Genomic DNA, 12,932 nt, shown 5'->3' on the forward strand with positions numbered 1-12,932 from the left:
CTATCGCCAGCGTAGACCCGCCAAGCGAGTTCTGGCGGGCCTCAGCTAGGCGGCGTGGGGATCGGCCAGGTGGACGCCGATCCTGATTTCCAGCTCACTGAGTTCCACCCCGAACGGCCCGGGTGCCGGTGGCGCGCCGGAGCGATAGTGCATGCCGGTGGGCGTAATGAAATCTGCCGTATGCAAACCGTTTTCGTCGGTTTCCGCCGCGACGCGCCAACCGGGAACTTCCTTGACGTAGTTGCAACGTTCACACAAGCCCAGCCCATTGGCCGCACTCGTCAACCCACCGCGACGATGCGGCCTGGCGTGGTCGCGGTGGCGGATGGGCGCATCGCAGTACGGGGTGCGACAGCGGCCATCGCGAAACCCGATAAAGGTGGCCAGGCTCTTCGGGAAACGCCGCGCCCGCGATTCCATCGCCACCAGGGCCCCCGAGCGCGGATGTCGGTAGAGCCGGCGCAGCGTGGCGCGGGACCGGGGGTCGAGCACTGCACCGTTCACGAGTTGGCGGGCTACGGCCGCGGGGATCGGGCCATACCCGTCGACGTTCGCCGCGGTTGGTGCAGCGCCGAACAGCGATTCGTCGGAGATGACCAGGTTGACCGCTACCGGCTGGGCGACCTCGGCGGGGCACCCGGTAACCCGTTCAACAAGCGTGTCGGCCATCACCTGGCCACGCGAGCGTTGATCGACTGTGGTGTCGGCGGCGCGCTTGAGCGCCGCGTAGACCGAGACGCCCTGTGCTACGGGCAGTAATGCCGACACCCATGTCATCGTGTCCGGGGCTGGCCGGATCGTCACTGTGCGTTCGGATTCGGCCTTGGCGGCACGATCGACCACCGCCTGCGCATTGAGCCGATAGGCGATCGCCCGGGCGGCCGCGGCTATTCGCGCGTCGCCCATCCCGTCCAACGAGGATCCGTCGCCACACAGTTCGGCGTCCAGGGCGCGGCGGTCCTCGACGTCCAGGCAAGCCGACTCACGAACGATCAGGGTGGCCCGCCATTCGGACAATCGCCCGCTCTCGAGGGCGGCCAGGGTGTGGGGCATCTCGTGAACCAACGCCTTCGCGAATCCGAGATGTCTGCCGCCCCGGGCGGGGGAATCGTGTCGCGCCAAGGCGATCTCGCTGGCTACTCCGCGGCCGCGCTGGGCGACCGGCACTCCGGCGGCCGCCTCGTTCGCACGGCGCAGTGCGTCGAGGGCTGCGGCCGCCCGAGCCTGGTCCGCCGCGGCCGCCGACTTGGCGCGCTCCTGCGCGGCGATCCGCGCCAGCAACGCGGCTTCCTCCGAGGATTCGAACATACTTTCGACAATAGTCCGCCCACCGACAACCGGCCGCGGAACAAAAGCGTCTGTACATCCGCGGCCGGGTACGGACTCGATTGCGGGCAGATCCCGCCGCGTCGCACCTGGCCTGCTCCGCCGCCACCGCCGCCTCCGCCCGCGCAGTAGGCTGCCGTCGATCGGCACGGCAGGTGCCTCGCGCCGTCACCGGCAAAATAAGTGCTACGCTGCCGTGCAGTCGACATCCTTTAACGATCCGTCCGGCGAGGCGGAGAAGGAGGTCAAGTTTCGTATGGGTGCTGCGGGCGACACCGGCTTCCCCGGTCTCAAGGGCGGCGATTCCCGGGAGTTGATGTCGGCGGCCGACGTGGGCCGCACCATTTCCCGCATTGCGCATCAGATCATCGAAAAGACCGCGCTGGACGGCCCCGACGCACCACGGGTGGTGCTGCTGGGCATCCCGACCCGCGGTGTGATTCTCGCCAAGCGGCTCGCCGCCAACATCGGCGAATACAGTGGTGTCGAGGTGGGCCACGGCGCCCTGGACATCACCCTCTATCGCGATGACCTGATGCAGAAACCGCCGCGGCCGCTGGAGGACACCTCGATTCCGGCCGGGGGCATCGACGACGCGCTGGTGATCCTGGTCGACGACGTCCTGTACTCCGGCCGCTCGGTCCGATCCGCGCTGGACGCGCTGCGCGACGTGGGCCGGCCGCGGGTGGTGCAGCTGGCGGTGCTGGTCGACCGTGGCCACCGCGAACTGCCGCTGCGCGCCGACTACGTGGGCAAGAACGTCCCGACCTCGCGCGGGGAGAGCGTGCACGTGCTGCTGCGGGAGAACGACGGCGACGACGGGGTGGTGATCTCACGATGACGCGCCATCTGCTGGCCGCCGGCGACCTGAGCCGCGACGACGCCACCGCGATCCTCGACGACGCCGACCGGTTCGCCCAGGCGCTGGTGGGCCGCGAGATCAAGAAGCTGCCGACGCTGCGTGGCCGCACCATCGTCACGATGTTCTACGAGAACTCGACCCGCACCCGGGTGTCCTTCGAGGTGGCCGGCAAGTGGATGAGCGCCGACGTGATCAACGTCAGCGCGTCGGGATCGTCGGTGGGCAAGGGAGAGTCGCTGCGCGACACCGCGTTCACGCTGCGCGCCGCCGGCGCCGACGCGCTGATCATCCGGCACCCGGCGTCCGGCGCCGCGCACCTGCTCGCCGAGTGGACCGGCGCGAACGCCGCCGGAGACAGTGGGGGACCGTCGGTCATCAACGCCGGCGACGGCACCCACGAGCACCCGACCCAGGCGCTGCTGGACGCGCTCACCATTCGCCAACGGCTCGGCGGCATCGAAGGCCGTCGCATCGTGATCGTGGGCGACATCCTGCACAGCCGGGTCGCCCGCTCCAACGTCATGCTGCTGGCGACCCTGGGCGCCGAGGTGGTCCTGGTGGCGCCGCCCACGCTGCTGCCGGTCGGCGTCGAGGGCTGGCCGGTCACCGTGTCGAACGACTTCGACGCCGAGCTACCCGCCGCCGACGCGGTGCTGATGCTGCGGGTCCAGGCCGAGCGGATGAACGGCGGGTTCTTCCCGTCGGTGCGCGAATACTCCTCCCTCTACGGGCTTTCCGACCGCCGCCAGGCGCTGCTGCCCGGCCACGCCGTGGTGCTGCACCCGGGGCCGATGCTGCGCGGCATGGAGATCGCCTCCTCGGTGGCCGACTCGTCGCAATCGGCTGTGCTGCAACAGGTTTCCAATGGCGTGCATGTGCGGATGGCGGTGCTGTTTCACCTGCTGGTCGGCACCGAGACGGCGGAGAACTCGGGTGAAGAGGGTGTAGCGTGAGCGTGCTGCTGCGCGGGGTGCTGTTGTACGGCGAGGGCGATCGCGTCGACGTGCTGATCGACGACGGCCAGATCATCGACATCGGGCCCAAGTTGGCCGAGGCCGGAGGCGTCGGAAAGGACCTGGACGTCATCGACGCCACCGGTCAGGTGCTGTTGCCCGGCCTGGTGGACTTGCACACCCACCTGCGCGAACCGGGGCGTGAATACGCCGAGGATATCGAAACCGGCTCGGCCGCAGCCGCTTTGGGTGGTTACACCGCGGTGTTCGCGATGGCCAACACGAACCCGGTCGCCGACAGCCCGGTGGTCACCGACCACGTCTGGCACCGCGGGCAGCAGGTCGGCCTGGTCGACGTGCACCCGGTTGGCGCCGTCACCGTCGGGCTGGCCGGCAAAGAGCTCACCGAGATGGGCATGATGGCGGCCGGGGCCGCGCAGGTGCGGATGTTCTCCGACGACGGCATCTGCGTGCACGACCCGCTGGTGATGCGCCGCGCCCTGGAATACGCCACCGGGCTGGGCGTGCTCATCGCCCAGCACGCCGAGGAGCCGCGGCTGACGGTCGGCGCCGTCGCCCACGAGGGCCCCACCGCGGCCCGGCTGGGCCTGGCGGGCTGGCCCCGGGCGGCCGAGGAGTCGATCGTGGCCCGCGACGCGCTGCTGGCCCGCGACGCCGGCGCGCGGGTACACATCTGCCACGCATCCACCGCTGGCACCGTCGAGATCCTGAAATGGGCTAAGCAGCAAGGGATCTCGATCACCGCCGAGGTCACCCCGCACCACCTGATGCTCGACGACAGCAGGCTGACCAGTTACGACGGGCAAAACCGCGTCAACCCACCGCTGCGCGAGGCGGCCGACGCGGTGGCGTTGCGCCAGGCGCTGGCTGACGGTGTCATCGACTGTGTGGCCACCGATCACGCGCCGCACGCCGAGCACGAGAAGTGCGTGGAGTTCTCCGCGGCGCGGCCCGGCATGCTGGGATTGCAGACGGCGCTGTCGATCGTGGTGCAGACGATGGTCAGCCCGGGGTTGCTGACCTGGCGGGACGTTGCCCGGGTGATGAGCGAAAACCCCGCCCGCATCGTGGGCCTGCCCGACCACGGCCGGCCGCTGGAGGTGGGGGAGCCCGCCAACCTCACGGTGGTGGATCCCACGGCCTCGTGGACCGTCACCGGGTCGGAGCTGGCCAGCCGCTCGGGCAACACGCCCTACGAGGCGATGACCCTGCCCGCCACCGTGACCGCCACGCTGCTGCGCGGCAAGGTCACCGCCCGAGACGGGAAGTCGCCGGCATGAATCGCGCCGGTGACGATGCAGAGCGAAGCGATGAGAAGGAGCGGCGCGCATGAACTCCGCCACCCTGGTGGGGTCGCTGATCTTCGCCGCCGTGGTGGTGGTCGTCATCACGGTGGTCATCCAGCTGATGATGCGGACCTGGCAGCGCCGCTCACAGCAACAGGCGGAGCTGATCGGCGCGCTGCCCGAGATCCCGGACCACGTCGGGGCGGCCACGATCAGCACCCGCGGCCACTACTGCGGGTCCATGATGGCGCCGGGCTGGCACGAGCGGATCGCGGCCGGCGACCTCGGTTTCCGCAGCAAGGCGGTGTTGACCCGCTACGCCGGGGGCATCATGGTGGAACGCCTACGGGCCCAACCGATTTGGATCCCCCGAGAATCGATCACCGAGATCCGCATGGAGCGCCGGATGACCGGCCGGATCGGGATTCTGGCGATCCGCTGGCGGCTGCCGTCGGGCGTCGAGATCGACACCGGGTTCCGGGCGAACAGCCGCTCCGATTACGACGACTGGCTCGAATCGCATCACGAAGAGGAGCGGCGCTGATGACTAAAGCGCAATTGGTACTCGAGGACGGCCGCGTCTTCACCGGCACGCCGTTCGGCAAAATCGGCCAAACACTCGGCGAGGCCGTGTTTTCCACCGGCATGTCCGGCTACCAGGAGACGCTGACCGATCCCAGTTACCACCGGCAGATCGTGGTGGCCACCGCGCCGCAGATCGGCAACACCGGCTGGAACGGCGAGGACGCCGAGAGCCGCGGCGACCGGATCTGGGTCGCCGGCTACGCGGTGCGCGACCCGTCGCCGCGCCCGTCCAGCTGGCGGGCCACCGGAACCCTGGAGGACGAGCTGGTCCGCCAGCACATCGTCGGCATCGCCGGCATCGACACCCGCGCGGTGGTGCGCCATCTGCGCACCCGCGGCTCGATGAAGGCGGGCGTGTTCTCCGGCGACGCGCTCGCCGAGGTGGACGAATTGCTGGCGCGGGTGCGGGGCCAGCAGTCGATGCTGGGCGCCGACCTGGCCGGCGAGGTCAGCACGCCCGACAACTACATCGTGGAACCCGAAGGGGCACCGCGGTTTACGGTAGCCGCGCTGGACCTGGGCATCAAGACGAACACGCCGCGCAACTTCGCCCGCCGCGGCGTCCGGACCCATGTGCTGGCGTCCTCGGCGACCTACGACCAGATCGCCGACATCAAGCCCGACGGGGTGTTCTTGTCCAACGGCCCAGGTGACCCCGCCACCGCCGATCACGTCGTCGAGGTCACCCGCAAGGTGCTGGGCGCCGGAATCCCGTTGTTCGGCATCTGCTTCGGCAACCAGATCCTGGGCCGGGCGCTGGGGTTGTCCACCTACAAGCTGGTATTCGGTCACCGCGGCATCAACATCCCGGTGATCGACCACGCCACCGGGCGGGTGGCGGTCACCGCACAAAACCACGGCTTCGCGCTCGAGGGAGAGGCCGGCCAGTCCTTCGACACGCCGTTCGGCCAAGCGATCGTCAGCCACACCTGCGCCAACGACGGAGTGGTCGAGGGCGTCAAACTCGCCGACGGGCAGGCGTTCTCGGTGCAGTATCACCCGGAGGCCGCGGCGGGTCCGCACGATGCGGAGTATTTGTTCGACCAATTCATCGACCTGATGGCGGCCCCAAACCGCGGAAAGGGGCGGTAGTGCCGCGTCGTACCGACTTGCGTCACGTGCTGGTGATCGGCTCCGGGCCGATCGTCATCGGGCAGGCCGCCGAGTTCGACTACTCGGGAACCCAGGCCTGCCGGGTGCTGCGTGCGGAGGGCCTGGAGGTCAGCCTGATCAACTCCAACCCGGCCACCATCATGACCGACCCGGAGTACGCCGACCACACCTACGTCGAGCCGATCACCGCCGCCTTCGTCGAGAAGGTGATCGCCCAGCAGGCCGAGCGCGGCAACAAGATCGACGCGCTGCTGGCCACGCTGGGCGGGCAGACCGCGCTGAACACGGCGGTCGCGCTGCACGAAAACGGGGCGCTCGAGCGGCACGGCGTTGAGCTCATCGGCGCCGACATCGACGCCATCCAGCGCGGCGAGGACCGGCAGATGTTCAAGGACATCGTCGCCAAGGTCGGCGGTGAATCCGCCCGCAGCCGAGTCTGTTTCACGATGGAGGAGGTCCGCGAGACCGTCGAGGAACTCGGGCTGCCGGTCGTGGTGCGGCCCAGCTTCACGATGGGCGGGCTGGGGTCCGGCATGGCGCGATCCGTCGAAGAGGTCGACCGGATGGCCGGCGCAGGCTTGGCCGAGAGCCCGAGCGCCAACGTGCTGATCGAGGAATCGATCTACGGCTGGAAGGAATTCGAGCTCGAGCTGATGCGCGACGGCAACGACAACGTGGTCGTCGTCTGCTCGATCGAGAACTTCGATCCCATGGGCGTGCACACCGGCGACTCGGTCACCGTCGCGCCGGCGATGACGCTGACCGACCGCGAATACCAGCGGATGCGGGACCTGGGCATCGCGATCCTGCGCGAGGTCGGGGTGGACACCGGCGGCTGCAACATCCAGTTCGCGATCAACCCGGTCGACGGCCGGCTGATCGTCATCGAGATGAACCCGCGGGTGTCGCGGTCCAGCGCGCTGGCCTCCAAGGCCACCGGCTTCCCGATCGCCAAGATCGCCGCCAAGCTCGCCATCGGGTACACCCTCGACGAGATCGTCAACGACATCACCAAGGAGACGCCCGCCTGCTTCGAGCCCACCCTGGACTACGTGGTGGTCAAGGCGCCCCGCTTCGCGTTCGAGAAATTCCCCGGCGCCGACCCCACCCTGACCACCACCATGAAGTCCGTCGGCGAGGCGATGTCGTTGGGCCGCAACTTCATTGAGGCGCTCGGCAAGGTGATGCGGTCGCTGGAAACCACCCGCGCGGGTTTTTGGACCAAGCCGGACCCGGACGGCGACGTCGGTGAGGTGCTCGACCGGCTGCGCACCCCGACCGAGGGCCGGCTCTACGACATCGAGCTGGCGCTGCGGCTGGGCGCGTCGGTGGAGCGGGTCGCCGAGGCCAGCGGCGTCGACCCGTGGTTCGTGGCGCAGATCGGCGAGCTGATCGAGCTGCGCGCGGAGCTGATCGCCGCCCCGGTGCTCGACGCCGACCTGCTGCGCCAGGCCAAGCACAGCGGGCTGTCGGACCGCCAGATCGCCGCGCTGCGCCCCGAATTGGCCGGCGAGAACGGGGTGCGCTCGCTGCGCGAGCGCCTCGGCGTGCACCCGGTGTACAAGACCGTCGACACCTGCGCGGCGGAGTTCGAGGCCAAGACGCCGTACCACTACAGCAGCTACGAGTTGGACCCCGCCGCCGAGACCGAGGTGGCGCCGCAGACCGAGAAGCCCAAGGTGCTGATCCTCGGATCGGGACCCAACCGCATCGGCCAGGGCATCGAATTCGACTACAGCTGCGTGCACGCCGCAACGACGTTGTCGCAGGCCGGTTTCGAGACGGTGATGGTCAACTGCAACCCGGAGACGGTGTCCACCGACTATGACACCGCCGACCGGCTCTACTTCGAGCCGCTGACCTTCGAGGACGTCCTCGAGGTGTTCCGCGCCGAGCAGCAGTCCGCCGGAGACGGCCCGGGCGTGGTCGGGGTGATCGTGCAGCTCGGCGGCCAAACCCCGCTCGGGCTGGCGCAGCGCCTGGCCGACGCGGGCGTACCGATCGTCGGCACCCCGCCGGAGGCCATCGACCTGGCCGAGGACCGCGGCGCCTTCGGCGACGTGCTCACCACCGCCGGCCTGCCCGCGCCGAAGTACGGCATGGCAACCACTTTCGACCACGCCCGGCGGATCGCCGAAGACATCGGCTACCCGGTGCTGGTGCGGCCGTCCTACGTGCTGGGCGGCCGGGGCATGGAGATCGTCTACGACGAGGAGACGCTGCGCGGCTACATCACCCGGGCCACCGAGCTCTCGCCCGAGCACCCGGTGCTCGTCGACCGCTTCCTCGAGGACGCGGTGGAGATCGACGTGGACGCGCTGTGCGACGGCACCGAGGTGTACATCGGCGGCATCATGGAGCACATCGAGGAGGCCGGCATCCACTCCGGCGACTCGGCGTGCGCCCTGCCGCCGGTGACGCTGGGCCGCAGCGACATCGAGAAGGTGCGCCGGGCGACCGAGGCCATCGCGCACGGCATCGGTGTCGTGGGGCTGCTCAACGTGCAGTACGCGCTCAAGGACGACGTGCTCTACGTCCTGGAGGCCAACCCGCGCGCCAGCCGCACGGTGCCGTTCGTGTCCAAGGCCACCGCGATCCCGCTCGCGAAGGCCTGCGCCCGGGTCATGTTGGGCGCCAAGATTTCCCAGCTGCGCGAGGAGGGGTTGCTGGCGGCGTCCGGCGACGGCGCCCACGCGGCGCAGAACGCCCCGATCGCGGTCAAGGAGGCGGTGCTGCCGTTCCACCGGTTCCGCCGGGCGGACGGCTCGGGCATCGATTCGCTGCTGGGCCCGGAGATGAAATCCACCGGGGAGGTGATGGGAATCGACCGCGACTTCGGCAGCGCCTTCGCCAAGAGCCAGACCGCGGCGTACGGGTCGCTGCCCGCCCAGGGCACCATCTTCGTGTCGGTGGCCAACCGCGACAAGCGCTCGCTGGTGTTCCCCGTCAAGCGGCTGGCCGACCTGGGTTTCCGCGTGCTGGCCACCGAGGGGACAGCGGAGATGTTGCGCCGCAACGGGATTCCGTGCGACGAGGTACGCAAGCACTTCGAGGAGCCGCAGCCGGGCCGACCCGCGGAGTCCGCGGTGGACGCGATCAAGGCCGGCGAGGTCGACATGGTCATCAACACGCCCTACGGCAACTCCGGGCCACGCATTGACGGCTACGAAATCCGTTCGGCCGCAGTGTCGGTCAATATCCCGTGTGTCACCACCGTGCAGGGCGCCTCGGCCGCCGTCCAGGGCATCGAGGCGGGCATCCGCGGCGACATCGGCGTGCGCAGCCTGCAAGAGCTGCACAGCCAGATCGGCCAGGGCGGTCTGCCTGGTAGCGGGCACCGGTGACCGGGTTCGGCGTCCGGCTGGCCGCCGCGAAAGCGGAGCGCGGGCCGCTGTGCGTGGGCATCGACCCGCATCCCGAGCTGCTGCGCGCCTGGGGCCTGCCCACCACCGCCGACGGGCTGGCCGCGTTCTGCGACATCTGCATCGAGGCGTTCTCCGGCTACGCGGTCGTCAAACCCCAGGTCGCGTTCTTCGAGGCGTACGGCGCCGCCGGATTCGCGGTGCTGGAACGCACCATCGCGGCGCTGCGGTCGGCCGGGGTGCTGGTGCTGGCCGACGCCAAACGCGGCGACATCGGCACCACGATGGCGGCCTACGCCGCCGCCTGGGCGGGTGATTCGCCGCTGGCCGCCGACGCGGTGACGGCCACGCCATATCTGGGGTTCGGCTCACTGCGGCCGCTGCTGGAAGCCGCCGCGGCGCACGACCGCGGGGTGTTCGTGCTGGCGGCCACCTCCAACCCGGAGGGGGCGACCGTGCAGCGCGCCGCCTTCGACGGCCGCACGGTGGCCCAGCTGGTCGTCGACCAGGCGGCGGTGGTGAATCGGTCCGCCACCGGATCCGGGCCGGGATACGTGGGGGTGGTCGTGGGCGCGACGGTCTTGCAGGCGCCCGATCTGAGCGCCCTGGGCGGCCCGGTGCTGGTGCCCGGGCTCGGCGTCCAGGGCGGGCGGCCCGAGGCGCTGGCGGGGCTGGGCGGGGCGGAACCCGGCCAGTTGTTGCCGGCGGTGGCCCGCGAGGTGCTGCGCGCCGGGCCGGGCGTGCCGGAGCTGCGCGCGGCGGCCGATCGCATGCTGGACGCGGTCGCCTACCTGGCCGTGTGAGCGGGTTCTGCGTCTAGTCCGACGCGACTGCGGTGCTGGGCCGCGCGGTTTCGACGATGACGGTGGTGGCCTTGACGACGGCCACGGCGACGCTGCCGGGGCGCAGCTGCAGTTCCTCGGCGGCCTCGGTGCTCATCAGCGAGACGACCGTGAACGGGCCGCACTGCATCTCGACCTGGGTCATCACCTTGTCGCTGACCACCGACGTGACCAGCCCGACGAAGCGGTTGCGGGCCGAGCTGCCGATGCTCAGCGGGTCCGCCGGCGGGGCGGGCGCATTGGTGCGGGAGAAGCGGGCGAGGTCCTCGCTGGCGATTACCTTGCGGCCGGCGGCGTCGTGACTGACCGCCAATGTGCCCTGGTTGATCCAGCGCCGCACGGTGTCGTCGCTGACTCCGAGCAGCTCGGCCGCCTGGCGAATTCGCAGGTTGGACACCCCCCGATCGTATCGGATTCCGCACCGCCGATTAGCTGAAATGGCCCGCGGGCGGGCCCGAAAACCGCAGTTACGGAACCAGATTGCAGATTTAACCGTGGTTACGGAAACGCACTGTGGGCGGATCGGAATCCGCGGACCCTCGGCGCCCCGCACGCACCGGCGCCCGTCGGGCGCGGCGGCGAACCGCGGTCGGCCAACGACGCTGCGGCCCTTGGTGGTTGGTGAAGGTCATCGTGCGTTGGCAGACCGAGTCGGTGTACCTCCCGGCGGTTCGGCCGTCGTCTCCCCGATGGCTGGCCTGTTGTTGCCGGGCGATCCAGGGGCGGCCTGGACCGCTGCGCCGGGCCAAAGGCGGCGTTGGCCTGCCCTTTGACCGGCGGCGCGACACGCGCGACACGCCGCAACAAATCCGTGATCCGTCGCACCGGGCGTCACGGCCGCTCGGCGGCGGGTTTCCGAACGGCCCGGCCAAGCCGTCGCGCGCCGCCCCCGGGGGCTAAAACCGCAGCTAGCGACCCTGGCAAGGCGTCGAACCGGCCCGGCGAACCCCGCCCGGGCAACGTCGAAGGCGGCCGCCGCCGGCCCCGGCGGGAGCGCCGCTTCGGCCTGCCACGCGCCGGTCCATGCTGGGAGTTTGTCCCCTCAAGCAGGGGGTCGGGTTAGATTTCGTCAGGAGGCCTGAGTACGGTCGTCTCCGCTGGCAGAAGTACCGGCGAGACAAAAAGCGATCGATTGAAATTGATTGATCAGATACGGAGGAATCGTGGCCCTTCCCCAGTTGACCGACGAGCAGCGCGCGGCCGCGTTGGAGAAGGCGGCTGCCGCACGTCGAGCGCGAGCAGAGCTCAAAGACCGCCTGAAGCGTGGCGGCACCAACCTGACCCAGGTGCTCAAGGACGCCGAGACCGACGAAGTCCTGGGCAAGATGAAGGTTTCCGCGCTTCTCGAGGCGTTGCCCAAGGTGGGCAAGGTCAAGGCGCAGGAAATCATGACTGAGCTGGAGATCGCCCCCACCCGCCGCCTGCGCGGTCTCGGCGATCGTCAGCGCAAGGCCCTGCTGGAAAAGTTCGGCTCCTAACCCGGCCGCCGACGATGCAGGCCGCACGGCCTGAGGAGAAGGCGGGCAATCCGACCCGAGCCGTGGGCGCACCCCCCGAGGGGCGTCCGTGAGCGCCGGCGGGGGACCGGACGTCCAGCACGGCACACGTCCAGAACCATCAGGTAACGGACGTGTGGTCGTGCTGTCCGGTCCTTCCGCGGTGGGCAAGTCGACGGTCGTCCGGTGCCTGCGCGAGCGGGTGCCGAACCTGCATTTCAGCGTCTCGGCCACCACGCGGGCGCCGCGCCCCGGCGAGGTCGACGGTGTCGATTATCACTTCGTCAGCCCCGCCCGCTTCCAGCAGCTGATCGACGAGGGCGCGCTGCTGGAGTGGGCCGAAATCCATTCGGGACTGCACCGGTCGGGCACCCTGGCCGAGCCCATCCGGACCGCCACGGCCAATGGGTTTCCGGTGCTCATCGAGGTCGACCTGGCCGGCGCCAGGGCCGTCAAGAAGGCGATGCCGGAGGCGCTCGCGGTCTTCCTCGCACCGCCCAGCTGGGAGGATCTCGAGGCCAGGCTCATCGGCCGCGGCACCGAGACGCCGGAGGTCATGCGGCGGCGGCTGGAGACCGCCCGCATCGAAATGGCGGCCCAAAACGACTTCGACCGGGTGGTCGTGAACAGTCAATTGGAGTCAGCGTGCTCCGAATTGGTATCCTTGCTGGTGGGAACTGCGCCGGACCGGCCTGACCCGTCTGGCCAGACCAGAAGCCGGACCACATCCCAGCAAGATTGACCACCGAATTTTTCCGAACTTTGCAGCGGTGACGAGCCGCTCGAATCCGCCAGGAGATTGACCTAAGTGAGTATTCCGCAGTCCGACGCGGCTTTGGCCGCCGTCCCCGACCGGTTCGATCCGTCCGCCGGGGGACAGGGCGCCTACGACACCCCGCTGGGCATCACCAACCCGCCCATCGACGAGCTGGTTGTAGTAGTCGTTGATCTGACGGGCCCGCTTGGCGGCGTAGATCACCAGCGCGTACTTGCTCGAGACGCGGTCCAGCAGCTCGTCGATGGGCGGGTTGGTGATGCCCAGCGGGGTGTCGTAGGCGCCCTGTCCCCCGGCGGACGGATCGCTGC

11 protein-coding genes and 1 pseudogene are annotated in these 12,932 nt (G+C 69.7%); 9 read left to right on the forward strand and 3 right to left on the reverse strand.

What is annotated here, in order from left to right; genetic code table 11:
- Positions 1-45 precede the first annotated feature (45 nt).
- Positions 46-1,308, reverse strand: coding sequence for an HNH endonuclease signature motif containing protein (locus A5659_RS15370; RefSeq protein WP_067182246.1), 1,263 nt, complete (start codon positions 1,306-1,308; stop codon positions 46-48).
- A 274-nt stretch (positions 1,309-1,582) separates the two neighbouring features.
- Between A5659_RS15370 and pyrR the strand changes: the two genes are divergently transcribed.
- The 7 genes from pyrR to pyrF are packed head-to-tail and all read left to right on the forward strand — an operon-like array spanning position 1,583 to position 10,311.
- Positions 1,583-2,167: a bifunctional pyr operon transcriptional regulator/uracil phosphoribosyltransferase PyrR gene (gene pyrR / locus A5659_RS15375; protein WP_067142548.1), complete on the forward strand. Its 585-nt coding sequence runs from the start codon at positions 1,583-1,585 to the stop codon at positions 2,165-2,167.
- Positions 2,164-3,141 carry an aspartate carbamoyltransferase catalytic subunit gene (locus A5659_RS15380; RefSeq protein WP_066880575.1) on the forward strand — a complete coding sequence of 326 codons (978 nt, stop codon included), beginning with the start codon at positions 2,164-2,166 and terminating at the stop codon, positions 3,139-3,141. Before pyrR ends, A5659_RS15380 begins: the two co-directional genes overlap by 4 nt.
- Positions 3,138-4,442 carry a dihydroorotase gene (locus tag A5659_RS15385; RefSeq protein ID WP_067182249.1) on the forward strand — a complete coding sequence of 435 codons (1,305 nt, stop codon included), beginning with the start codon at positions 3,138-3,140 and terminating at the stop codon, positions 4,440-4,442. The genes A5659_RS15380 and A5659_RS15385 overlap by 4 nt, the downstream gene beginning before the upstream one ends.
- 49 nt (positions 4,443-4,491) lie before the next feature.
- Complete coding sequence (locus A5659_RS15390; protein WP_067182254.1) at positions 4,492-4,992, forward strand: transporter; 501 nt, start codon at positions 4,492-4,494, stop codon at positions 4,990-4,992.
- Complete coding sequence (gene carA / locus A5659_RS15395) at positions 4,992-6,125, forward strand: glutamine-hydrolyzing carbamoyl-phosphate synthase small subunit (protein ID WP_066861650.1); 1,134 nt, start codon at positions 4,992-4,994, stop codon at positions 6,123-6,125. Before A5659_RS15390 ends, carA begins: the two co-directional genes overlap by 1 nt.
- On the forward strand, positions 6,125-9,490 hold the full coding sequence (gene carB, locus A5659_RS15400; protein ID WP_066861653.1) for a carbamoyl-phosphate synthase large subunit: 3,366 nt from the start codon (positions 6,125-6,127) through the stop codon (positions 9,488-9,490). The genes carA and carB overlap by 1 nt, the downstream gene beginning before the upstream one ends.
- Positions 9,487-10,311, forward strand: coding sequence for an orotidine-5'-phosphate decarboxylase (gene pyrF / locus A5659_RS15405; protein WP_066861655.1), 825 nt, complete (start codon positions 9,487-9,489; stop codon positions 10,309-10,311). Before carB ends, pyrF begins: the two co-directional genes overlap by 4 nt.
- Positions 10,312-10,324: 13 nt before the next feature.
- Here pyrF and A5659_RS15410 read toward each other — a convergent pair whose 3' ends face one another.
- Positions 10,325-10,747: a molybdopterin-binding protein gene (locus tag A5659_RS15410; protein WP_066861659.1), complete on the reverse strand. Its 423-nt coding sequence runs from the start codon at positions 10,745-10,747 to the stop codon at positions 10,325-10,327.
- Between the two features lie 766 nt (positions 10,748-11,513).
- Here A5659_RS15410 and mihF point away from each other — a divergent pair.
- Positions 11,514-11,828 (forward strand): integration host factor, actinobacterial type, encoded by a 315-nt coding sequence (mihF, locus tag A5659_RS15415; protein WP_007171927.1) that lies wholly within the window; start codon positions 11,514-11,516, stop codon positions 11,826-11,828.
- A gap of 88 nt (positions 11,829-11,916) precedes the next feature.
- Positions 11,917-12,588: a guanylate kinase gene (gene gmk, locus A5659_RS15420; protein WP_156749237.1), complete on the forward strand. Its 672-nt coding sequence runs from the start codon at positions 11,917-11,919 to the stop codon at positions 12,586-12,588.
- A gap of 174 nt (positions 12,589-12,762) precedes the next feature.
- Here the strand turns inward: gmk and rpoZ are convergent.
- Positions 12,763-12,932 (reverse strand): annotated as a pseudogene (rpoZ, locus tag A5659_RS28980) (DNA-directed RNA polymerase subunit omega); the annotation flags it as partial.

The sequence above is a fragment of the Mycobacterium sp. 1165196.3 genome (genome assembly GCF_001673415.1).
GTDB classification, from domain to species: Bacteria; Actinomycetota; Actinomycetes; order Mycobacteriales; family Mycobacteriaceae; genus Mycobacterium; species Mycobacterium europaeum_A.

Bases quoted from the DNA above. Each gene is read 5' to 3' on its own strand.
- A5659_RS15370 (WP_067182246.1), bottom strand. From the start codon at position 1,308: ATGTTCGAATCCTCGGAGGAAGCCGCGTTGCTGGCGCGGATCGCCGCG.
- pyrR (WP_067142548.1), top strand. From the start codon at position 1,583: ATGGGTGCTGCGGGCGACACCGGCTTCCCCGGTCTCAAGGGCGGCGAT.
- A5659_RS15380 (WP_066880575.1), top strand. From the start codon at position 2,164: ATGACGCGCCATCTGCTGGCCGCCGGCGACCTGAGCCGCGACGACGCC.
- A5659_RS15390 (WP_067182254.1), top strand. From the start codon at position 4,492: ATGAACTCCGCCACCCTGGTGGGGTCGCTGATCTTCGCCGCCGTGGTG.
- carA (WP_066861650.1), top strand. From the start codon at position 4,992: ATGACTAAAGCGCAATTGGTACTCGAGGACGGCCGCGTCTTCACCGGC.